Raw genomic sequence first — 21774 nt, forward strand, 5'->3', positions numbered from 1 at the left:
CCATGACCGATACCAACTACCGCCATATCACCGTGCTGCTCGACGAGGCCGTCGAGGGACTCGCCGTGCGCGGCGACGGTTGCTATATGGACGGCACCTTCGGTCGGGGCGGGCACAGCCGATTGATCCTGCAGAAGCTCGGGCCAGATGGGCGGTTGTTGGGATTCGATAAAGATCCCCTGGCAATAGCTACCGGGGAAGCACTGGCGGCCGAAGACGGCCGCTTTGTCGTTGTGCAGCGCAGTTTTGCGGAACTTGGCGATGAGGCTGTTGTCCGCGGCCTCGGCGGCCAGGTCTCGGGCATCCTGCTGGACCTCGGCGTGTCGTCGCCGCAGCTCGACGATCCCGAGCGTGGCTTCAGCTTCCTCAATGACGGGCCGCTGGACATGCGCATGAATCCCGACGCCGGCGTCAGCGCGGCGGACTGGATTGCCCGCGCCGACGAAGACGAGATCGCCCGGGTATTCAAGGACTATGGCGAGGAGCGTTTCGCCAAGCGCATGGCCCGCGCCGTGGTGCAGCGCCGAGTCGAGCAGCCGTTCACCCGCACCGCCGATCTGGCGAAGGTCCTGACCGAGGCCAACCCTGCCTGGGAGAAGGGCAAGAATCCGGCGACGCGCGCCTTCCAGGGCATCCGCATCTTCGTCAACAACGAACTCGGTGATCTCGAGCGTGGCCTCGAGGCGGCGCTGGAGTCGCTCGAAGTCGGTGGTCGCCTGGTGGTGATCAGCTTCCACTCGCTGGAAGACCGCATCGTCAAACAGTTCATGAGGCGCCAGGCCAAGGGCGAGGCGGACAAGCTGCCGCGTGACCTGCCGATCATTCCCAAGGCCTTCGAGCCGCGTCTGAAGCTGATCGGCAAGCCGGTCTATGCCAGCGACGAGGAGCTCAAGGCCAATCCGCGTTCACGCAGTGCCGTGATGCGCATCGCGGAGAAGTTGCGGTGAACCGCCGGCTCATCAAGTCCATGCCCGGCGGCAGCTTCCTGATGCTGCTGCTGTTCATCGGCGTGCTGGTTTCTGCCGTGGCGGTGTCGTACAGCGCGCACTGGAATCGTCTGCTGCTCAACGAGCTGTACGGCCAGTTGAGCGTGCGCGACAAGGCGCAGGCCGAGTGGGGCCGACTGATTCTCGAGCAGAGCACCTGGACTGCACACAACCGCATCGAGGCGCTGGCCAGCGAGCAGTTGAAGATGCACATCCCCGATCCCGCCGCCGTGCGCATGGTGCGACCATGATCGGTCTCGAAGGCGCGCTCTACCCCTGGCGTTTCCGCCTGGTGCTGGCGCTGCTCGCCCTGATGGTCGCGGCCATCGCCTGGCGCATGCTCGACCTGCAGGTGCTCGATCACGATTTCCTCAAGGCGCACGGTGATGCGCGCAGCGTGCGGCACATTCCGATTCCCGCGCACCGTGGCCTGATCACTGACCGTAATGGCGAGCCGCTGGCCGTCAGTACCCCCGTGACCACCCTGTGGGCCAACGGCAAGGAACTGCAGGCCGGGCGCGAACAATGGCCGGCTCTGGCTGCGGCGCTGGGGCAGGAGCCGAAGAGCTTCGCCGAGCGTCTGGAACAGAACAAGGATCGCGAGTTCATGTACCTGGTGCGCGGCCTGACCCCTGAAAAGGGCCAGGGCGTGCTCGACCTGAAGGTGCCTGGCGTCTACGCCATCGAGGAATTCCGTCGTTTCTACCCGGCCGGCGAGGTCGCCGCCCATGTGGTCGGCTTCACCGACATCGACGACCGTGGTCGTGAAGGCATGGAGTTGGCCTACGAGGACTGGCTGGCCGGCGTGCCGGGCAAGCGCCAGGTGCTCAAGGACCGCCGCGGCAAGCTGATCAAGGACGTGCAGGTGGTGCAGAACGCCAAGGCTGGCAAGGCCCTGGCCTTGTCCATCGACCTGCGCCTGCAGTACCTGGCTCATCGCGAGCTGCGCAATGCCCTGCTGGAGAACGATGCCAAGGCCGGCAGCCTGGTGATGGTCGACGTGAAGACCGGCGAGGTGCTGGCCATGGTCAACCACCCCACCTACAACCCGAATAACCGGCGCAATCTGACCCCGGCAGCCATGCGCAATCGTGCCATGATCGATGTCTTCGAGCCCGGCTCGACGATCAAGCCGCTGTCGATGGCCGCGGCGCTGGAGACCGGTCGCTGGAAGCCCAGCGATATCGTCCAGGTCGGCAACGGTACGCTGCAGATCGGTCGCTACACCATTCGTGACGTGTCCCGTACCCAGGGGCCGGCGCTGGACCTGACCGGCATCCTGATCAACTCCAGTAACGTGGGCATGAGCAAGGTCGCCTTCGATGTCGGCGGTGAGCAGCTGTACCGGGTGTTCAGCGACCTCGGCTTCGGTCGCGATACCGGCCTGGGCTTCCCCGGTGAACGGGTGGGCAACCTGCCCAACCATCGCCAGTGGCGCGAGGCGGAAACTGCCACGCTGTCCTACGGCTATGGCCTTTCGGTAACCGCCGTGCAACTGGCGCACGCCTACTCCGCGCTGGCCAATGGCGGTGGCATGACGCCGCTGTCGATGATCCGCGTGGACGACAAGCCGCACGCGACGCAGGTGGTGCCGGGCGAAGTGGCCAAGACCGTACGGGGCATGATGCAGCAGGTCATCGAAGCGCCGCGAGGCGTGTTCCGCGCTCAGGTACCCGGCTATCACGTGGCCGGCAAGAGCGGTACCGCACGCAAGACCAGTGTCGGCAGCAAGGGCTACCGGGCCAACTCCTACCGTTCGCTGTTCGCCGGCTTCGCCCCGGCTCAGGACCCGCGCATCGCTCTGGTGGTGGTCATCGACGAACCTGGCAAGGGCGCCTATTACGGCGGCCTGATCTCTGCGCCGGTGTTCAGCCGCGTGATGGCCGGATCGCTGCGCTTGATGAATATCGCGCCGGATAACCTGCCCACCGAGGCGCAGAAGTCCGTCGCTGTCGCACAGGGAGGGCGCAACTGATGCCCATGCCGCTCAATCAACTGTTGCCGGCCGCCAATGGCAGCGTGCTGATTCGTGAGCTGACGCTGGACAGCCGCAAGGTGCGTCCGGGTGATCTGTTCCTGGCCGTGCCCGGCACCCAGCAGGATGGCCGTGTACATATCGTCGATGCGATCGCGCGCGGCGCGGCTGCGGTCGCCTACGAGGCCGAGGGCGCTGCCGAGATGCATGCCGAGAGCGCCGTGCTGGTGCCGGTCAAGGGCCTGTCTGGCCAGCTCTCGGCCATCGCCGGACGCTTCTATGGCGAGCCGAGCCGTGGCCTGCACCTGGTCGGCATCACGGGCACCAATGGCAAGACCAGTGTCAGCCAGTTGCTGGCGCAGGCCCTCGACCTGCTCGGCCAGCCGTGTGGCATCGTCGGTACCCTGGGTAACGGTTTCCATGGTGCGCTGGAGCAGGGCAAGCACACCACGCCCGATCCGGTCGGTGTACAGGCGACCCTGGCCTCGCTCAAGCAGGCCGGTGCGCGCGCCGTCGCCATGGAGGTGTCCTCCCATGGCCTGGACCAGGGGCGGGTCGCCGCGCTGGAATTCGATGTCGCGGTGTTCACCAACCTGTCGCGTGACCACCTCGACTATCACGGCAGCATGGAGGCCTACGGCGCTGCCAAGGCCAGGCTGTTCACCTGGCCGAACCTGAGTTGCCGGGTGCTCAACCTCGATGACGCCTTCGGTCGTGAGCTGGCTGCGCAGGCGCACGAGTCGCGTCTGATCGGCTACAGCCTGGAAGACAGTACCGCCTACCTCTATTGCAGCGACGCGCAGTTCGACGATCACGGCGTGCGTGCGCGCCTGCTCACGCCCCGTGGCGAAGGCGTGCTGCGCAGCAGCCTGCTCGGTCGTTTCAACCTGAGCAACCTGCTCGCCGTGGTCGGTGCCCTGCTCGGCATGGACTACGCGCTCGACGAGATTCTCAAGGTGCTGCCGCAGCTGCAGGGGCCGGTTGGCCGCATGCAGCGACTCGGTGGCGCCGACAAACCGCTGGTGGTGGTCGACTACGCGCACACGCCGGATGCCCTGGAAAAGGTGCTGCAAGCCATGCGCCCGCATGTCGAAGGGCGCCTGGTCTGCCTGTTCGGCTGTGGCGGTGACCGTGATCGCGGCAAGCGCCCGCTGATGGCCGCCGTGGCCGAGCGCCTGGCGGACGTGGTCTGGGTGACCGACGACAATCCGCGCACCGAGGACCCGGCACAGATCATCGAGGATATCCGCGCCGGTTTCGCCGCGCCGGAGGCGGTGCAGTTCGTTCACGGTCGTGGCGACGCCATCGCCAGGCTGATTGCCCAGGCCGATGCCGCCGATGTGCTGGTGCTGGCCGGCAAGGGCCACGAGGATTACCAGGAAATCATGGGCGTGCGTCAGCCGTTCTCGGACCTCAGCGAAGCGAACAAGGCCCTGGCGGCCTGGGAGGCGGCTCATGCTTAAGCCCTGGCTGCTCAGCGACGTCGCGGGTGATCTGGATGGTCGTGTGATCGGCGCCGATGTCGCCTTCTCCGCCGTCGGCACCGATAGCCGCAGCATCGCCGCCGGTCAGCTGTTCGTGGCGCTGACCGGGCCGCGCTTCGACGGTCATGACTATCTGGCGGAAGTCGCCGCCAAGGGCGCCGTCGCCGCGCTGGTCGAGCGCGAAGTGGCGGGTGCGCCGCTGCCGCAGTTGCTGGTCGCCGACACCCGCATGGCCCTCGGTCAGCTGGGCGCGCTCAATCGTCAGGCGTTCAGCGGGCCGCTGGCGGCCGTGACCGGCTCCAGCGGCAAGACCAGCGTCAAGGAAATGCTCGCGGCCATCCTGCGTGCCGGCCTGGACGGCGCGGTGCTGGCCACCCGCGGCAACCTCAACAATGACCTTGGTGCGCCGCTGACCTTGCTCGAACTGGCGCCGGAGCATCGCGCCGGTGTGATCGAACTGGGCGCCAACCATGTCGGCGAGATCGCCTACACCGTCAGCCTGACCCGGCCTCACGTGGCCATCATCAACAATGCCGGCAACGCTCATGTCGGCGAGTTCGGTGGCCCGGAAAAGATCGTCGAAGCCAAGGGCGAGATTCTCGAGGGACTGGCACAGGACGGCGTGGCGGTGCTCAATCTCGATGACAAGGCGTTCGTCACCTGGCAGCGCCGCGCGGCGGGGCGCCAGGTGCTGAGTTTCGCCCTGCGTGACACCCGTGCCGATTTCCATGGCAGTGAGCTGACCCGCGACGAGCGCGGTTGCGCGGGGTTCATCCTGCGCAGTCCGCTGGGCAGCGCACGCATCCAGCTCAACCTGCTGGGCGAGCATAACGTCGCCAACGCCCTGGCCGCCTGCGCCGCCGCCCATGCCCTGGGCATGCCGCTGGCTGCCATGGTCGAGGGGCTGCAGGGCCTGCAACCGGTCAAGGGGCGCGCCGTCGCGCAACTGGCGTCGAACGGTGTGCGGGTGATCGACGACAGCTACAACGCCAACCCCGTGTCGATGTGTGCGGCGGTGGACATACTCGCCGCCTTCTCCGGTCGCACCGTTCTGGTGCTGGGCGACATGGGCGAGCTGGGCGCGTGGGCCGAGCAGGGCCACCGCGATGTGGGTCGCCATGCCGCCGGCAAGGTCGACGCGCTGTATGCCATCGGCCCACTGATGCGCCATGCGGTTGAAGAGTTTGGCGCCAAGGGTCGCCATTTCTCCGATCAGGCCGAACTGATCGAAGCGCTTCGTGCCGAACAGGCCGGCAGCACATTACTAATCAAGGGTTCACGCAGCGCAGCCATGGACAAGGTCGTGGCGGCGCTGTGCGACGTATCTGGGGAGAGTCACTAAATGCTGCTGCTGCTGGCGGAGTACCTGCAACAGTTCCACAAGGGCTTCGCGGTCTTTCAGTACCTGACCCTGCGCGGCATCCTCGGCGTACTGACCGCCCTGGCGCTGTCGCTGTGGCTCGGTCCGTGGATGATCCGCACCCTGCAGGTGCGCCAGATCGGCCAGGCCGTGCGCAACGATGGCCCGCAGTCGCACCTGTCGAAGAAGGGCACGCCGACCATGGGCGGCGCGCTGATCCTCACCGCGATCGCGGTCAGCACCCTGCTCTGGGCCGACCTGTCCAACCGCTACGTGTGGGTGGTGCTGGCCGTGACCCTGCTGTTCGGTGCCATCGGCTGGGTCGATGACTACCGCAAGGTGATCGAAAAGAACTCGCGTGGCCTGCCGAGTCGCTGGAAGTACTTCTGGCAGTCGGTGTTCGGCCTGGGCGCGGCCTTCTTCCTTTATATGACGGCGCAGAACCCGGTGGAAACCACCCTGATCCTGCCGCTGCTGAAGGACGTGAGCATCCCCTTGGGCATCGGTTTCGTGGTGCTGACCTACTTCGTCATCGTCGGTTCGAGCAACGCGGTCAACCTCACCGACGGCCTCGACGGCCTGGCCATTCTGCCGACCGTGATGGTCGGCGGTGCGCTGGGCATCTTCTGCTACCTGTCGGGCAACGTGAATTTCGCCGAGTACCTGCTGATTCCCTATGTGCCGGGTTCGGGCGAGCTGATCGTGTTCTGCGCGGCGCTGGTCGGCGCCGGCCTCGGCTTCCTCTGGTTCAACACCTACCCGGCGCAGGTGTTCATGGGCGATGTCGGCGCGCTGGCGCTCGGCGCCGCACTGGGCACCATCGCCGTGATCGTTCGCCAGGAGGTCGTGCTGTTCATCATGGGCGGCGTGTTCGTCATGGAAACCCTGTCGGTGATCATCCAGGTCGCCAGCTTCAAGCTGACCGGCAAGCGTGTGTTCCGCATGGCGCCGATTCATCACCACTTCGAACTCAAGGGCTGGCCCGAGCCGCGCGTGATCGTCCGTTTCTGGATCATCACGGTGATTCTCGTGCTGATCGGCCTGGCCACGTTGAAACTGAGGTAATTGCGCGTGTCGTTGATCGCTTCCGACCAATTCCGCATCGTTGTCGGCCTCGGCAAGAGCGGCATGTCCCTGGTGCGCTTCCTGGCGCAGCAGGGCGTGCGCTTTGCCGTGGCCGACACGCGCGCGAATCCGCCGGAGCTGGAAACGCTCAAGCGCGACTACCCGCAGGTGGAAGTGCGCTGCGGCGAGCTGGACGCGGATTTTCTCAGCCGCGCCTCGGAGCTGTACGTGAGCCCGGGCCTGGCCGTGGCCACCCCGGCGCTGGCCGAAGCCGCGGCGCGCGGGGTCAAGCTGTCCGGTGACATCGACCTGTTCGCCCGCCATGCCAAGGCGCCGATCATCGCCATCACCGGTTCCAACGCCAAGAGCACCGTCACCACCCTGGTCGGCGAGATGGCGGCGGCGGCCGGCAAGCGGGTCGCGGTGGGTGGCAACCTCGGCACCCCGGCGCTGGATCTGCTGGCCGACGATGTCGAGCTGTACGTGCTCGAACTGTCCAGCTTCCAGCTGGAGACCACCGACCAGCTCAATGCCGAAGTGGCCACCTGCCTGAACATCAGCGAAGACCACATGGACCGCTACAGCGGGCTGCCGGCCTATCACCTGGCCAAGCACCGGATCTTCCGTGGCGCGCGTCAGGTGGTGATCAACCGTGACGATGCCCTCTCGCGGCCGCTGATCGCCGACCAGGTGACCTGCTGGGAATTCGGCCTGGGCAAACCCGACTTCAAGCGCTTCGGTCTGCTCGAGGAAAATGGCGAGAAGGCCCTGGCGTTCCGCTTCGACGCACTGCTGCCGGTCAGCGAGTTGAAGATTCGCGGCGCGCACAACCAGTCCAACGCCCTGGCGGCGCTGGCGCTCGGTCATGCCGCGGGCCTGCCGATGGAGGCGATGCTTGCCACCCTGCGCACGTTCGCCGGCCTGCCGCATCGCTGCCAGTGGGTCGGTGAGCGCGCCGGGGTGAACTACTACGACGACTCCAAGGCCACCAACGTCGGTGCCGCCCTGGCCGCCATCGAAGGCCTGGGCGCGGACATCGCCGGCAAGCTGGTGCTGATCGCCGGTGGTGACGGCAAAGGTGCCGATTTCTCCGCCCTGAAACAGCCGGTCGCGCGTTTCTGCCGCGCCGTGGTGCTGCTGGGGCGTGATGCCGAGCGGCTCGCCGAAAGCCTGGGCGACGCTGCGCCGCTGGTGAGGGTCAAAACTCTCGAGGAAGCGGTGCAGCGTGGCTGCGAGCTGGCCGAGGCCGGCGATGCCGTGCTGCTGTCGCCTGCCTGCGCCAGCCTGGACATGTTCAAGAACTTCGAGGAACGCGGGCGCCTGTTCGCCCAGGCCGTGGGGGGACTGCACTGATGCTGGGCTTCCTGCGCGTTCGTCCCTCACCGCTGTTCGGTCGCGGCTTCGATGTCGACTTCCCGATGCTGGCCGGCTGCCTGGGCCTGCTCGGTCTGGGGCTGGTGATGATCACCTCGGCCTCTTCGGAGGTGGCGGCGGCGATGTCCGGCAACCCGCTGTACCACATGATCCGTCACCTGGTGTACCTGGCCATCGGCCTGGGCGCCGCCGGCGTGGTGCTGATGATCCCGATGAGTTTCTGGCAGCGCTACGGCTGGATCCTGTTGCTGGCAGCCATCGGCTTGCTGGTGCTGGTGCTGATTCCCGGTATCGGCCGCGAGGTCAACGGTGCGCGGCGCTGGATCGGTTTCGGCGCGTTCAACGTACAGCCATCGGAGATCGCCAAGGTCTTCGTCGTGGTCTACCTGGCCGGCTACCTGGTGCGGCGCCAGGAAGAGGTGCGCGAGAGCTGGATGGGCTTCTTCAAGCCGTTCGTGGTGCTGCTGCCGATGGCCGGCCTGCTGCTGCTGGAGCCGGACTTCGGTGCCACCGTGGTGATGATGGGCTCGGCCATGGCCATGCTGTTCCTCGGCGGCGTCGGCCTGCTGCGTTTCGGCCTGATGGTGGCGCTGGCCGTGGGGGCCGTGTTCGTGCTGGTGCAGACCCAGGAATACCGCCTGCAGCGTCTGATCACCTTCACCGACCCCTGGGCCGACCAGTACGGCTCCGGTTACCAGCTGACCCAGGCGCTGATCGCCTTCGGCCGTGGCGAATGGTTCGGCGTCGGCCTGGGCAACAGCATCCAGAAGCAGTTCTACCTGCCCGAGGCGCATACCGACTTCGTCTTCTCGGTACTGGCCGAGGAGCTGGGGCTGGTCGGTTCGCTGGTGACCCTGGCGCTGTTCGTCTTCGTCTGCGTGCGCGGCCTGTACATCGGCCTGTGGGCCGAGAAGGCCAAGCAGTTCTTTTCCGCCTACGTGGCGTACGGGCTGTCGTTCCTGTGGATCGGTCAGTTCCTGATCAACATCGGGGTGAACACCGGCCTGCTGCCGACCAAGGGCCTGACCCTGCCGTTCCTCAGCTACGGCGGTTCGTCGCTGGTGATCTGCTGCGTCAGCCTGGCGGTGCTGCTGCGTATCGAGTGGGAGCGGCGCAACGTATTGGGCAACGAGGATATCGAGTTCAGCGAAGACGACTTCGTCGAACCGAGCGAGGAGGTCGCCCATGCGCGGTAATGTCCTGATCATGGCGGGCGGCACCGGCGGGCACGTGTTCCCGGCGCTGGCTTGCGCGCGCGAATTCCAGGCGCGCGGCTACAGCGTGCACTGGCTGGGGACGCCGCGTGGCATCGAGAACGAACTGGTGCCGCAGGCCGACCTGCCGCTGCACCTGATCGATGTCAGCGGGCTGCGCGGCAAGGGCAAGCTGTCCCTGCTCAAGGCGCCGTTCCAGTTGCTGCGTGCGCTGCTGCAGGCACGCCGCATCGTGCGCGAGCTGCAGCCGGTGTGCGTGCTCGGCATGGGTGGCTACCTGACCGGGCCGGGCGGCCTGGCCGCGCGCATGGCCGGCGTGCCGCTGGTCATCCATGAGCAGAATGCCGTCGCCGGTACCGCCAATCGCCTGCTCGCGCACATCGCCGCGCGCATCTGCGAGGCCTTCCCGAACACCTTCAAGGCCTCCGACAGGCGGCGCACCACGGGTAACCCGGTGCGTGAGGAGCTGTTCCTGGAAACCCCGCGCGAGCCGCTGGCCGGGCGCAAGCCGAAATTGCTGGTGCTGGGCGGTAGCCTGGGCGCCGAACCGCTGAACAAGTTGCTGCCTGCCGCGCTGGCCAAGGTCGCTGCCGACGTGCGTCCGCAGGTGTTCCACCAGGCTGGCAAGCAACACGCGGAAATCACTGCGGAGCGTTATCGCGATGCTGCGGTCGAAGCCGAGGTCGCGCCGTTCATCAAGGACATGGCGCGTGCCTATGGCTGGGCCGACCTGGTGGTCTGCCGTGCCGGCGCACTGACCGTCAGTGAACTCGCCGCCGCTGGCCTGCCGTCGTTCCTCGTGCCGCTGCCGCATGCGATCGACGACCACCAGAGCCGCAACGCCGAATACCTGGCGAAGGAGGGCGCTGCTGTCCTCCTTCCGCAACATGCCACTGACGCAGGCGAGCTCGCCGCGCAGCTCACCGAGGTTCTGATGCACCTGGAAAAACTCAACGTCATGGGCGCTACCGCGCGGCGCCTGGCCAAGCCCGATGCCACCCGTACGGTGGTCGACATCTGCCAGGAGGTGATCCGTGGCTAAGTCTCCCGCTGCCGTCAAAGCCGAAGTGCGGCGCATGCGCCGTATCCGCCGCATCCATTTCGTCGGTATCGGCGGTGTGGGCATGTGCGGTATCGCCGAGGTGCTGCTGAACCTGGGGTACGAAGTGTCCGGCTCGGACCTCAAGGCCTCGCCAGTGACCGAGCGCCTGGAGAAGTTCGGCGCGCAGATCTTCATCGGCCATCGTGCCGAGAACGCCGAGCAGGCCGATGTGCTGGTGGTATCCAGCGCCGTCAACACCAGCAACCCGGAAGTCGCTACCGCTCTGGACCGGCGCATCCCGGTGGTGCCGCGTGCCGAGATGCTGGCCGAGCTGATGCGCTACCGCCATGGCATCGCCGTGGCCGGTACCCATGGCAAGACCACTACCACCAGCCTGCTGGCCTCGGTGTTCGCTGCCGGTGGCCTGGACCCGACCTTCGTCATCGGCGGCCGCCTGAACGCGGCCGGGACCAACGCCCAGCTCGGCTCCAGCCGCTTCCTGATCGCCGAGGCGGACGAGAGCGACGCCAGCTTCCTGCACCTGCAGCCGATGGTCTCGGTGGTCACCAATATCGATGCCGACCACATGAGCACCTATGGCGGCGACTTCAACAAACTGAAGAAGACCTTCGTCGAGTTCCTGCACAACCTGCCGTTCTACGGTCTGGCCGTGCTCTGCGTCGACGACCCGGTGGTGCGTGAGCTGCTGCCGCAGATCGGTCGTCCGACCGTGACCTACGGCTTCTCCGAGGATGCCGATGTGCGCGCCATCAACGTGCGCCAGGAAGGCATGCGGACCCATTTCACCGTGCTGCGTCCGGACTGCGAGCCGCTCGACGTGTCGGTCAACATGCCGGGCAATCACAACGTGCTCAATGCCCTGGCCACCATCGCCATCGCCAGCGACGAAGGCATCGATGATGCGGCCATCGTCGCCGGTCTGTCGGGCTTCCAGGGTGTCGGCCGGCGCTTCCAGGTCTACGGCGAACTGCCGGTCGACGGCGGTAGCGTGATGCTGGTGGACGACTACGGCCACCATCCGCGCGAAGTCGCCGCGGTGATCAAGGCCGTGCGTGGTGGCTGGCCGGAGCGCCGCCTGGTGATGGTCTACCAGCCGCACCGCTACAGCCGCACCCGTGATCTGTACGACGACTTCGTGCAAGTGCTCGGTGAGGCCAACGTGCTGCTGCTGGTGGAAGTCTACCCGGCCGGCGAGGAACCCATTCCAGGCGCCGACAGCCGCCAGCTGTGCCACAGCATTCGGCAGCGTGGCCAGCTCGATCCGATCTACGTCGAGCGTGGCGTCGATCTGGCGCCGCTGCTCAAGCCGCTGCTGCGTGCCGGCGACATCCTGCTGTGCCAGGGCGCCGGCGATATCGGCGCAGTGGCGCCGCAACTGATCAAGCACCCGCTGTTCGTTGGGGAGTCGAAATGAGTCTGCACAGTACCCTCGACCCCAAGGCCTTCGGCCGCGTCGCCGTACTGTTCGGCGGCAAGAGCGCCGAGCGCGAGGTCTCGCTCAAGTCCGGCAACGCCGTGCTCGGTGCCCTGCAGGCCGCCGGTGTGGACGCCTTCGGCATCGATGTGGGGGATGACTTCCTGCAGCGTCTGGGCCGCGAGAAGATCGACCGCGCCTTCATCGTGCTGCACGGTCGCGGCGGTGAGGATGGCTCCATGCAGGGCCTGCTCGAGTGTGCCGGCATTCCCTATACCGGCAGCGGCATCCTCGCCTCTGCCCTGGCCATGGACAAGCTGCGCACCAAGCAGGTCTGGCACAGCCTCGGCCTGCCGACGCCGCGCCACGCCGTGCTGACTTCGCCGGCCGACTGCGAGGCCGCTGCGGCCGAGCTGGGCTTCCCGCTGATCGTCAAACCGGCCCACGAAGGGTCGAGCATCGGCATGGCCAAGGTGGACAGTGCCCAGGCGCTGCTCGCGGCCTGGCAGGATGCCGCCCGCTACGACAGCCAGGTGCTGGTCGAGCAGTGGATCGCCGGTCCGGAATACACCATCGCCGTGCTGCGTGGCGAAGTGCTGCCGCCGATTGGCCTGGGCACCCCGCACAGCTTCTACGACTACGACGCCAAGTACCTGGCCGATGACACCCAGTACCGCATTCCCTGCGGCTTGTCCGCCGAGAAGGAAGCCGAGCTGAAGGACCTGACCGCGCGCGCCTGTGACGCCGTGGGTACCCAGGGCTGGGCGCGCGCCGATGTGATGCAGGATGCCAGCGGCCAGTTCTGGCTGCTGGAAGTGAACACCGTACCGGGCATGACCGATCACAGCCTGGTGCCGATGGCCGCGCGCGCAGCCGGCCTGGATTTCCAGCAGCTGGTGCTGGCGATCCTGGCTGACAGCGTCGAGGCGAGGGGTTAAGCGATGAGTATCGCTCTGCGTCATCAGGACTCGCTGAGGGCTCCGCAGCGCGGCAAGCCCGCGCCGCGTGGCGCCAGCCGTCTGGTGGCCAAGGAGCCGATGCGCCTGCGCATGCCCAAGCCGGACTTCGCCTGGATGGGCCGTCTGCTCTGGCCGCTGCTGCTGCTCGGCCTGGGTTTCGGTGCATACGAGGGTGCGCAGCGCCTGCTGCCCTATGCCGACCGCCCGATTGCGCGCATCAGCGTGCAGGGCGACCTGGCCTATGTCAGTCAGCAGGCCGTGCAGCGCCGCATCGCCCCGTTCATCGCTGCGAACTTCTTCAGCGTCGATCTGCGCGGCATGCGCGAGGAACTGGAGCGCATGCCCTGGATCGCCCATGCCGAGGTGCGCCGCGTCTGGCCGGACCAGATCGACGTGCGCCTGGAAGAACAACTGCCCATCGCCCGCTGGGGCGACGAGGCGCTGCTCAACAACCTGGGTCAGGCCTTTGCCCCGCAGGAGGTGGACAACTACCAGCACCTGCCGCAGTTGTCCGGGCCCAAGCGTGCGCAGACCAAGGTGATGCAGCAGTACCAGATGCTCAGCCAGCTGCTGCGGCCGATGGGCTTCACCGTGGTCGGGCTGCAGTTGCGCGAGCGGGGCAGCTGGTTCCTCTCGGCGACCGAGAATGCCAGCGGGCAGCGTATCGACATCCTGCTGGGACGGGACCACGTGGTGGAAAAGATGCGTCGGTTCGCCGCCATCTACGAGCGGGAACTGAAAGACCAGAGCGCGAAGATCGCGCGCATCGACCTGCGTTATGCCAACGGCCTGGCCGTGGCCTGGCGTGAGCCGGTGGAGCCGGCTGCGGCCGAGCAGAAAGTGAATTGAGAAGAGGCAGGATTAAATGAGTAGCGCGCATAGCGGCAAGATGATCGTTGGCCTGGACATCGGCACCTCCAAGGTGGTGGCGCTGGTGGGCGAGGTGACGGCCGACGGCCAGCTGGAGATCGTCGGCATCGGCACCCATCCGTCGCGCGGGCTGAAAAAGGGCGTGGTGGTCAACATCGAGTCCACCGTGGCATCGATCCAGCGCGCGGTGGAAGAAGCCCAGCTGATGGCCGGCTGCCGTATCCACTCGGCGTTCGTCGGCGTGGCCGGCAACCACATCCGCAGCCTGAACAGCCACGGCATCGTCGCCATCCGCGATCGCGAGGTCAGCGGCGCCGATATCGAACGCGTGCTCGACGCCGCGCAGGCCGTCGCCATTCCGGCGGACCAGCGGGTGCTGCACACCCTGGCGCAGGACTATGTGATCGACAACCAGGAGGGCGTGCGCGAACCGCTGGGCATGTCCGGCGTGCGTCTGGAGGCCAAGGTGCACGTGGTCACCTGTGCCGTGAACGCCGCGCAGAACATCGAAAAGTGCGTGCGTCGCTGCGGCCTCGAGGTCGACGACATCATCCTCGAGCAGCTTGCATCCGCGTATTCGGTGCTGACCGAGGACGAGAAGGAGCTGGGCGTGTGCCTGGTGGACATCGGTGGCGGCACTACCGATATCGCCATCTTCACCGAAGGCGCCATCCGCCATACCGCCGTGATTCCGATCGCCGGCGATCAGGTCACCAACGACATCGCCATGGCCCTGCGTACGCCGACCCAGTACGCCGAGGAAATCAAGATTCGTTATGCCTGCGCCCTGGCCAAGCTGGCCGGTGCCGGCGAAACCATCAAGGTGCCGAGCGTCGGTGATCGTCCGCCGCGCGACCTGTCGCGCCAGTCCCTGGCCGAGGTGGTCGAGCCGCGTTACGACGAGCTGTTCACCCTGATCCAGGCCGAGCTGCGTCGCAGCGGCTACGAAGACCTGATTCCGGCCGGCATCGTCATGACCGGTGGCACGGCGAAGATGGAAGGCGCGGTCGAACTGGCCGAGGAAATCTTCCACATGCCGGTGCGCCTGGGCGTGCCGCACAGCGTCAAGGGCATGGCCGATGTCGTGCGCAACCCGATTTATTCCACCGGTGTGGGCTTGCTGCTGTACGGGCTGCAGAAGCAGCACGACGGCATTTCCATGTCGGTGGGCAGTCCTTACCAGGACGAAAGCAAGACCCCGGTACTCGAGCGCATCAAGCGCTGGGTCCAAGGCAATTTCTAAATTTGCAGTAGGCGTTACAACTAGAAAGGAAGGAGAGGGATCATGTTCGAACTAGTAGACAACATTCCACAAAGTGCGGTGATCAAGGTCATCGGTGTCGGTGGTGGCGGCGGCAACGCGGTCAATCACATGGCCGTCAGCAACATCGAGGGCGTCGAGTTCATCTGCGCCAACACCGATGCGCAGGCGCTGAAGAACATCGGTGCGCGCACCGTGCTGCAGCTCGGCCCGGGCGTGACCAAGGGCCTGGGTGCTGGTGCCAATCCGGAGGTCGGTCGTCAGGCCGCGCTGGAAGACCGCGAGCGCATCGCCGAAGTGCTGCAGGGCACCGACATGGTGTTCATCACCACCGGCATGGGCGGTGGTACCGGTACCGGCGCTGCTCCGGTGATCGCCGAAGTGGCCAAGGAGATGGGTATCCTGACCGTGGCCGTGGTCACCCGTCCGTTCCCGTTCGAAGGCAAGAAGCGCATGGTGATTGCCGACGAGGGCATCCGCGCGCTGGCCGAGAGCGTCGATTCGCTGATCACCATTCCCAACGAGAAGCTGCTGACCATCCTGGGCAAGGATGCCAGCCTGCTGTCCGCCTTCGCCAAGGCCGATGACGTGCTGGCCGGCGCCGTGCGCGGTATCTCCGACATCATCAAGCGTCCGGGCATGATCAACGTCGACTTCGCCGACGTGAAGACCGTGATGAGCGAGATGGGCATGGCGATGATGGGCACCGGCTGCGCCAGCGGTCCGAACCGTGCGCGTGAAGCCACCGAGGCGGCGATCCGCAACCCGCTGCTGGAAGACGTCAACCTGCAGGGCGCTCGCGGCATCCTGGTCAACATCACCGCAGGTCCGGACCTGTCGCTGGGCGAGTACTCCGACGTGGGTAACATCATCGAGCAGTTCGCGTCCGAGCAGGCCACCGTCAAGGTCGGTACCGTGATCGACGCCGACATGCGCGACGAACTGCACGTCACCGTGGTCGCCACCGGTCTGGGCGCGCGCATGGAGAAGCCGGTCAAGGTGATCGACAACACCGTGCAGGTCGCCGTCAGCCAGCCGGTTGCCCAGCAGCCTGCCGCGCAACAGCCGCGCAGCGAGCAGTCGGTCAACTACAAGGACTACGAGCGTCCGACCGTGCAGCGTCAGAGCCACAGCGGCGCGGCTACCGCAGCCAAGCTCAATACCCAGGACGATCTCGATTACCTGGATATTCCGGCGTTCCTGCGTCGTCAGGCTGATTGATGAAACTTATCAGGAGTATGAAAGTGATTGGTGTTCAGCAAAGGTCGGTTCTGCTATCATTTCCGACCATTGTTGAAAACAGTTCGCAACTAGCGATATAGCGGCCAAGCCATGATCAGACAACGCACCCTGAAGAACATTATCCGTGCCACCGGCGTTGGCCTGCATTCGGGGGAAAAGGTTTACCTGACCCTGAAGCCGGCACCGGTGGACACTGGCATCGTGTTCCGTCGCACCGATCTCGACCCAGTCGTGGAAATCCGCGCATCGGCCGGGAATGTCGGTGAAACCACCATGTCGACCACGTTGATCAATGGTGATGTCAAGGTGGATACGGTAGAGCACCTGCTTTCGGCCATGGCAGGCCTGGGCATCGATAACGCCTACGTCGAGCTCTCCGCGTCCGAAGTGCCGATCATGGATGGTAGCGCTGGTCCTTTCGTATTCCTGATTCAATCCGCTGGCCTGCAGGAGCAGGAAGCGCCTAAGAAGTTCATCCGCATCCTGCGTGAGGTCACGGTGGTGGAGGGCGACAAGCGCGCCACCTTCGTGCCTTTCGACGGTTTCAAGGTGAGTTTCGAGATCGACTTCGATCACCCCGTGTTCCGCAATCGCACGCAGAGCGCCAGTGTGGATTTCTCCAGCACGTCTTTCGTCAAGGAAGTCAGCCGGGCCCGCACCTTCGGCTTCATGCGTGACATCGAGTTCCTGCGTTCGCAGAACCTGGCACTCGGTGGCAGCGTGGAAAACGCCATCGTGGTCGACGAATATCGTGTGCTCAACGAAGACGGCCTGCGTTACGAGGACGAGTTCGTCAAACACAAGATTCTCGATGCCATCGGCGACCTTTACCTGCTGGGTAACAGCCTGATTGGCGAGTTCAAGGGCTTCAAGTCCGGTCACGCACTGAACAACCGTTTGCTGCGCACCCTGATCGAACAGACCGATGCCTGGGAGATGGTGACCTTCGAGGACGCCACGCTTGCGCCAATCTCTTACATGCGCCCGGTTGCGGCCGTGTAAGCGAACTCTCTTCCTAGCTGCAATTGAGGCCACCTTCGGGTGGCCTTTTTTATGGCCGCTCCTGAGCGGCTCATCGTGTTCCGGGCACTGCGTGAGCCGGTTTGCCCGTGAACGGCAGCGCCGTGAAACCTTGTTTGCCCGTTCCCTGCGGCCGCCCGCCTTGGCCGTTTCCCGGTTGTTCGCTGGCCGTTTGGGCCCTCATGCGTCGCGGGGGGCTGCTTTAGTGTGGCGCCATCGAGTGAGCAAAGACGTCGGGAGGCGAGCATGCGGGCAGGGCTGTTGGGTTGGAAGGGGATGGCTGCGCTGTGCGTTGCCTGCCTGGCGCTGGGCGGCTGTGGCGAGGAAGCCGGGCCGCAGGTGCGAGCGGATGCCGTGCCGGCGGACGCAGCGCTGGCGCAGTTGTATGCCACCAGTTGCCAGCAATGCCATGCCAGCCCGGCTGCCGGTGCGCCGCTGACCGGCGATGCTCAGGCCTGGGCGCCGCGTCTGGCCAAGGGCATGGACACCCTGCTGGAGCACAGCATCAGCGGGTTCCAGGGCATGCCGCCGATGGGGTTGTGCATGCAGTGCTCGGCGGAGGAGTTCCAGGCGCTGATCGCGTTCATGTCGACCGCCGCGACGGAGGGCCGCTGACATGGGCCAGCCGTTCTCCCGCCGTCAACTGCTGCAGCGCGCCAGCCTGCTGGGCGCCCTGCTGGCGCTGCCGGGCCGTCCGCTCTGGGCCGAATCGTCGCTCGCCTCGCGGCCGATCCCCTGGCGCAACTGGTCCGGCGCGCAGAGCTGCCTGCCGCTGGAAAGACTGGCGCCGAAGAACCTGGACGAGCTGATCCAGGCCATTCGCCAGGCGCCGGGCAAGATCCGCCCGGTCGGCTCGGGGCATTCCTTCAGCGCGCTGGTTCCCACCGACGGCACCCTGTTGTCGCTCAGCCACTTCTCCGGGTTGTTGGAGCATGATGCGCAGAGCCTGCAGGCCGAATTCGCCGGTGGCACGCTGATGTCGCAGATGGGTGCGCCGCTCAAGGAGGTCGGCCAGGCGCTGGTCAACATGGCCGACATCGACTACCAGACCCTGGCCGGGGCGATCGCCACCTCGACCCACGGCACCGGCGTCGACTTCGGCTCCTATTCCGCCCAGGTCTGTGGCCTGCAGCTGGTCAGTGCGGCTGGCGACGTGCTCGATTGCAGCCGCGACAACAATCCTGCGCTGTTCGATGCCGCACGGGTGTCGCTCGGTGCGCTGGGGGTGGTTACCCGCGTGCGCCTGCAGAACCGCCACGCCTATCGCCTGCGCGAGCGCCAGTGGATCGCCAGGACCGAGGAGCTGCTGGAGGATATCGACAACCTCACGCGCGACAACCAGCACTGGGAGATGCTGGTGGTCACGCACTCCGACTACGCGCTGTCGGTGGCGCTGAACGAGACCGAGGACCCGGAGACGCCGCCCTTGTCGCCGGAGGAGGAGGGTGGCAACGGCTTCGTCGGCCTGATCGAGGGGCTGGACAAGTACCTGAGCGACTTCCCCGACCTGCGCCGCAGCCTGCTGAACAACATGCGCCACCTGGCCAGCTTCGAGGACCGGGTGGACGACTCCTACGAAGTCTTCGCCAACGTGCGCAACGTGCGCTTCAACGAGATGGAGTACTCGGTGCCGGCCGAGCTGGGTCCGGCCTGCCTGCGCGAGATCCTCAAGCGCATCGACGAGGGCAACCTGCGCACCTGGTTCCCCATTGAGTACCGCTACGTCAAGGCCGACGACATTCCCCTGAGCATGTTCGAGGGCCGCGACAGCTGCTCGATCTCGGTGCATCAGCACTACGCGATGGATCACCACAACTTCTTTGCCGCGATCGAGCCGATCTTCTGGAAATACCAGGGCCGTCCGCACTGGGGCAAGCTGCACAGCCTGGGCGCGCGCCAGCTGCAGGCGCTGTACCCGCGCTGGCAGGCATTCACCGAGGTGCGCCAGGCGCTGGACCCGCACGGCCGCTTCGTCAACGCGCACCTGGCCGGCATCTTCGGTCTTGCCTGAGGAACCACGATGAAGCGACGTTCTTTCGTACTGGCCGGCCTCGCTGCCGGTGGCTTGCTGGCCGCTGCCTGGCTGCGGCCGCGCGACCATGGCCAGCCGCATGACGCCTACTTCCAGGCGCTGAACCAGGAGCTCAAGGCCAACGGCCCGATGCGCCCGGCGCTGCTGATCGACCTTGACCGGCTCGACCACAACATCGAGGTGGTCCGGCAGTCGCTCGCACGCAGCGGCAAGCAACTGCGCCTGGTGGAGAAATCCCTGCCGGCTCCCGGCCTGCTGCGCTACATCGGTGAGCGCCTGGACACCCGGCGGCTGATGTCCTTCCACCAGCCGTTCCTGAATCACGATGCGCGGCTTTTCCCCGAGGCCGATATCCTGCTCGGCAAGCCGCTGCCGGTACGCTCGGCGCAGCTGTTCTACGAGCGCCACCGCGGACCGTTCGACCCTGCCCGCCAGTTGCAGTGGCTGATCGATAGCCCCGAGCGGCTGGGGCAATACCTGGCGCTGGCCCAGGGCCTGGGCACGCGGTTGCGCATCAACATCGAACTGGATGTCGGCCTGCACCGTGGTGGCGTGCACGACACCCAGGTGCTGGGGCAGTTGCTGCAACTGATCGCGGATAACCCGCAGCATCTGGAGTTCGCCGGCTTCATGGGCTACGACCCGTTCGTCGGCATGAACCTGCCGGAGCTGCTCGGCACCCAGGACGAACTGCTGGCCAAGGTGATGGCGCTGTACCAGGGGCATGTGGACTTCACCCGCCAGCGCTTCCCCGCGCTGTGGCGCGAGGGCCTGACCCTGAACACCGCCGGCAGCCCCAGCTACCGTGCCCACGAGGGCGAGTCGCTGAGCACCGAGGTGGCCGTCGGCACCGGCCTGCTCAAGCCCAGCCACTACGATCTGCCGTCGCTGGCCGAGCATGTGCCTGCGGTGTACATCGCCACGCCGGTGCTCAAGCGTACCGGGGCGCTGCGCATCCCGGCGCTGGACGAGAAGTCGCAGCTGTTCTCCTGGTGGGACGTCAACCAGCGCGAAACCTTCTTCATCTATGGCGGCAACTGGCAGGCCGACTTCGCCTCGCCCGCCGGGCTGCAATTGAGTGAAGTGTTCGGGCGCAGCTCGAACCAGGAACTGGTCAACGGCTCGCCGGCAGTGGCGCTGGGGGTGGAGGACCAGGTGTTCCTGCGGCCGACCCAGAGCGAGTCGGTGTTGCTGCAGTTCGGCGACCTGCTGGCGCTGCGCGGTGGTCGCATCGTCGAGCGCTGGCCGGTGTATCAGGAGTCCTGAGGGGCGCGGTCATTCCTGGGCGATGCGCTGTTTGGCCGTGCGCGGGGTCACGCCGGTCCAGCGCTTGAAGGCGCGGCGGAAGTTGCGCACATCGCTGAAACCGGTGGCGCAGGCCACGTCGATCAACCGGTTGTCGCGCTGGCCGAGCAGTTGCAGCGCCCGCGTCCGGCGCAGTTCGTCGACGATTGCGTGATAGCTCAGGCCCGCCTCGCCGATGCGCCGGCGCAGGGTGCGCTCGCTCAGGTTCAACTGGCTGGCCAGCTGGCTCAGCGACGGCGGTGACTCGAGGCGCTTGCGCACCTCGCGCTCAATGGTCTCGATCAGGTCGCTCAGTCCCTGTTCGTGCCGGCCCGCGCTGTCCAGCAGCATGCACGCCTCGGCCGCCGCATAGTCGTCGCGGGTCGGCAGCGGCAGTTGCAGCCAGGCGGCCGGGAACTGCATCCGGTTGTGCTCGCAGGCGAAACGCACCGGGCAGCGGAACAGTTCCGCGTAGCGCTGCGCGTGGGGCGGGGCGGGGTATTGCACCTCGATGTGGCTGGCGACCAGGTCCGCGCCGGTGAGGAAACGCACGATGGCCAGGCTGCTGGCGAAGGCTTCCTCCAGGTAGAACACGGCCACCTCAGGGTCGAAGAAGCGCGGGGTGGCGTAGAACAGCACCTGGTCGTCCACGATTTCGATGTGATAGTCGAGCAGGCTGCCGATGTGCCACTGGTAGCGCAGCCCCAGGTCCAGTGCCGTGCCCAGGTCCGGGCAGGCCAGCATGGCCAGGCCGGCCAGCCCCCAGGACACCGGCGTCTGCCGGCTGCCGACCGTCAGCCCCAGGCCGTTGTCGCCCAGCACCTGAAGGGCACGCCGCACCAGTCTGTAGCTCTGGCGGAAGGACAGGCGATAGTCCGGCCGCTTCAGATCCTCCGGGGCGAAGCCCAGGCCACGGCACAGCAGTTCCGGGTCATGCCCGCAGGCGACCGCGTGCTGCAGCAGGAAGCGGGAAATCAGCGGCGGTGCCGAGGCTTCCGAATAGCGCGGATCGACGATGGGTTTCATGCCTGTGCATCCCTCACTGCCCGAAGATGGCTGCCTGGCAGTGTGCCGCAAATGGCGCGCGATGAAAGTGTTTGAAAATGTGACAGGCCTCTTGAGCCCTCCTTTTTGTCCGTTCTGGCCCCATGCCGGCTTTTTGGTTGCCGTT

The 21774-nt window shown here is 66.2% G+C and carries 19 protein-coding genes; 18 read left to right on the forward strand and 1 reads right to left on the reverse strand.

The annotated features are described in order from the left end of the window. Positions 1 to 2 precede the first annotated feature (2 nt). From rsmH to JLK41_RS04875, 18 genes are all read left to right on the forward strand, one after another. Positions 3 to 947: a 16S rRNA (cytosine(1402)-N(4))-methyltransferase RsmH gene (rsmH, locus tag JLK41_RS04790; RefSeq protein ID WP_210390469.1), complete on the forward strand. Its 945-nt coding sequence runs from the start codon at positions 3 to 5 to the stop codon at positions 945 to 947. Then, on the forward strand, positions 944 to 1237 hold the full coding sequence (gene ftsL, locus JLK41_RS04795) for a cell division protein FtsL (protein ID WP_037046613.1): 294 nt from the start codon (positions 944 to 946) through the stop codon (positions 1235 to 1237). Before rsmH ends, ftsL begins: the two co-directional genes overlap by 4 nt. After that, a complete protein-coding gene (locus JLK41_RS04800) occupies positions 1234 to 2961 on the forward strand; it encodes a peptidoglycan D,D-transpeptidase FtsI family protein (RefSeq protein ID WP_037046615.1) in 1728 nt (575 codons plus the stop codon). The genes ftsL and JLK41_RS04800 overlap by 4 nt, the downstream gene beginning before the upstream one ends. Continuing rightward, positions 2961 to 4424: a UDP-N-acetylmuramoyl-L-alanyl-D-glutamate--2,6-diaminopimelate ligase gene (locus tag JLK41_RS04805; RefSeq protein ID WP_210390470.1), complete on the forward strand. Its 1464-nt coding sequence runs from the start codon at positions 2961 to 2963 to the stop codon at positions 4422 to 4424. Before JLK41_RS04800 ends, JLK41_RS04805 begins: the two co-directional genes overlap by 1 nt. Next, a complete protein-coding gene (locus JLK41_RS04810) occupies positions 4417 to 5787 on the forward strand; it encodes a UDP-N-acetylmuramoyl-tripeptide--D-alanyl-D-alanine ligase (RefSeq protein ID WP_210390471.1) in 1371 nt (456 codons plus the stop codon). Before JLK41_RS04805 ends, JLK41_RS04810 begins: the two co-directional genes overlap by 8 nt. Then, the gene (mraY, locus tag JLK41_RS04815) at positions 5788 to 6870 is read left to right on the forward strand and encodes a phospho-N-acetylmuramoyl-pentapeptide-transferase (protein WP_037046623.1); all 1083 of its coding nucleotides are present in this window, start codon (positions 5788 to 5790) and stop codon (positions 6868 to 6870) included. Next, positions 6871 to 8223: a UDP-N-acetylmuramoyl-L-alanine--D-glutamate ligase gene (gene murD / locus JLK41_RS04820; protein WP_394346202.1), complete on the forward strand. Its 1353-nt coding sequence runs from the start codon at positions 6871 to 6873 to the stop codon at positions 8221 to 8223. Then, on the forward strand, positions 8223 to 9440 hold the full coding sequence (gene ftsW, locus JLK41_RS04825) for a putative lipid II flippase FtsW (RefSeq protein WP_047587023.1): 1218 nt from the start codon (positions 8223 to 8225) through the stop codon (positions 9438 to 9440). The genes murD and ftsW overlap by 1 nt, the downstream gene beginning before the upstream one ends. Then, positions 9430 to 10500: an undecaprenyldiphospho-muramoylpentapeptide beta-N-acetylglucosaminyltransferase gene (murG, locus tag JLK41_RS04830; protein ID WP_210390472.1), complete on the forward strand. Its 1071-nt coding sequence runs from the start codon at positions 9430 to 9432 to the stop codon at positions 10498 to 10500. Before ftsW ends, murG begins: the two co-directional genes overlap by 11 nt. Beyond that, positions 10493 to 11935 (forward strand): UDP-N-acetylmuramate--L-alanine ligase, encoded by a 1443-nt coding sequence (gene murC / locus JLK41_RS04835; protein ID WP_037046634.1) that lies wholly within the window; start codon positions 10493 to 10495, stop codon positions 11933 to 11935. Before murG ends, murC begins: the two co-directional genes overlap by 8 nt. After that, positions 11932 to 12873 (forward strand): D-alanine--D-alanine ligase, encoded by a 942-nt coding sequence (locus tag JLK41_RS04840; RefSeq protein ID WP_210390473.1) that lies wholly within the window; start codon positions 11932 to 11934, stop codon positions 12871 to 12873. The genes murC and JLK41_RS04840 overlap by 4 nt, the downstream gene beginning before the upstream one ends. A gap of 3 nt (positions 12874 to 12876) precedes the next feature. Then, positions 12877 to 13743 carry a cell division protein FtsQ/DivIB gene (locus JLK41_RS04845; RefSeq protein WP_037046638.1) on the forward strand — a complete coding sequence of 289 codons (867 nt, stop codon included), beginning with the start codon at positions 12877 to 12879 and terminating at the stop codon, positions 13741 to 13743. Positions 13744 to 13759: 16 nt separating this feature from the next. Next, entirely contained in the window at positions 13760 to 15007 is a 1248-nt protein-coding gene (gene ftsA, locus JLK41_RS04850) for a cell division protein FtsA (RefSeq protein ID WP_037046640.1), read from the forward strand. Positions 15008 to 15049: 42 nt separating this feature from the next. Then, positions 15050 to 16246, forward strand: coding sequence for a cell division protein FtsZ (gene ftsZ, locus JLK41_RS04855; RefSeq protein ID WP_037046642.1), 1197 nt, complete (start codon positions 15050 to 15052; stop codon positions 16244 to 16246). 111 nt (positions 16247 to 16357) lie between these two features. Further along, a complete protein-coding gene (lpxC, locus tag JLK41_RS04860; protein ID WP_037046645.1) occupies positions 16358 to 17269 on the forward strand; it encodes a UDP-3-O-acyl-N-acetylglucosamine deacetylase in 912 nt (303 codons plus the stop codon). 294 nt (positions 17270 to 17563) lie between these two features. Then, positions 17564 to 17902: a c-type cytochrome gene (locus tag JLK41_RS04865; protein WP_167494349.1), complete on the forward strand. Its 339-nt coding sequence runs from the start codon at positions 17564 to 17566 to the stop codon at positions 17900 to 17902. 1 nt (position 17903) lies between these two features. Beyond that, positions 17904 to 19298 (forward strand): D-arabinono-1,4-lactone oxidase, encoded by a 1395-nt coding sequence (locus tag JLK41_RS04870; protein WP_210390474.1) that lies wholly within the window; start codon positions 17904 to 17906, stop codon positions 19296 to 19298. A 72-nt stretch (positions 19299 to 19370) separates the two neighbouring features. After that, positions 19371 to 20585 carry a DSD1 family PLP-dependent enzyme gene (locus tag JLK41_RS04875; RefSeq protein WP_210391189.1) on the forward strand — a complete coding sequence of 405 codons (1215 nt, stop codon included), beginning with the start codon at positions 19371 to 19373 and terminating at the stop codon, positions 20583 to 20585. Positions 20586 to 20594: 9 nt separating this feature from the next. On the opposite strand, the gene JLK41_RS04880 is transcribed toward JLK41_RS04875, so the two are convergent. Continuing rightward, positions 20595 to 21629 (reverse strand): AraC family transcriptional regulator, encoded by a 1035-nt coding sequence (locus JLK41_RS04880; RefSeq protein WP_175253014.1) that lies wholly within the window; start codon positions 21627 to 21629, stop codon positions 20595 to 20597. Positions 21630 to 21774: the final 145 nt, after the last annotated feature.

This window comes from Ectopseudomonas khazarica, assembly GCF_017915135.1.
Taxonomy (GTDB): Bacteria; Pseudomonadota; Gammaproteobacteria; order Pseudomonadales; family Pseudomonadaceae; genus Aquipseudomonas; species Aquipseudomonas khazarica.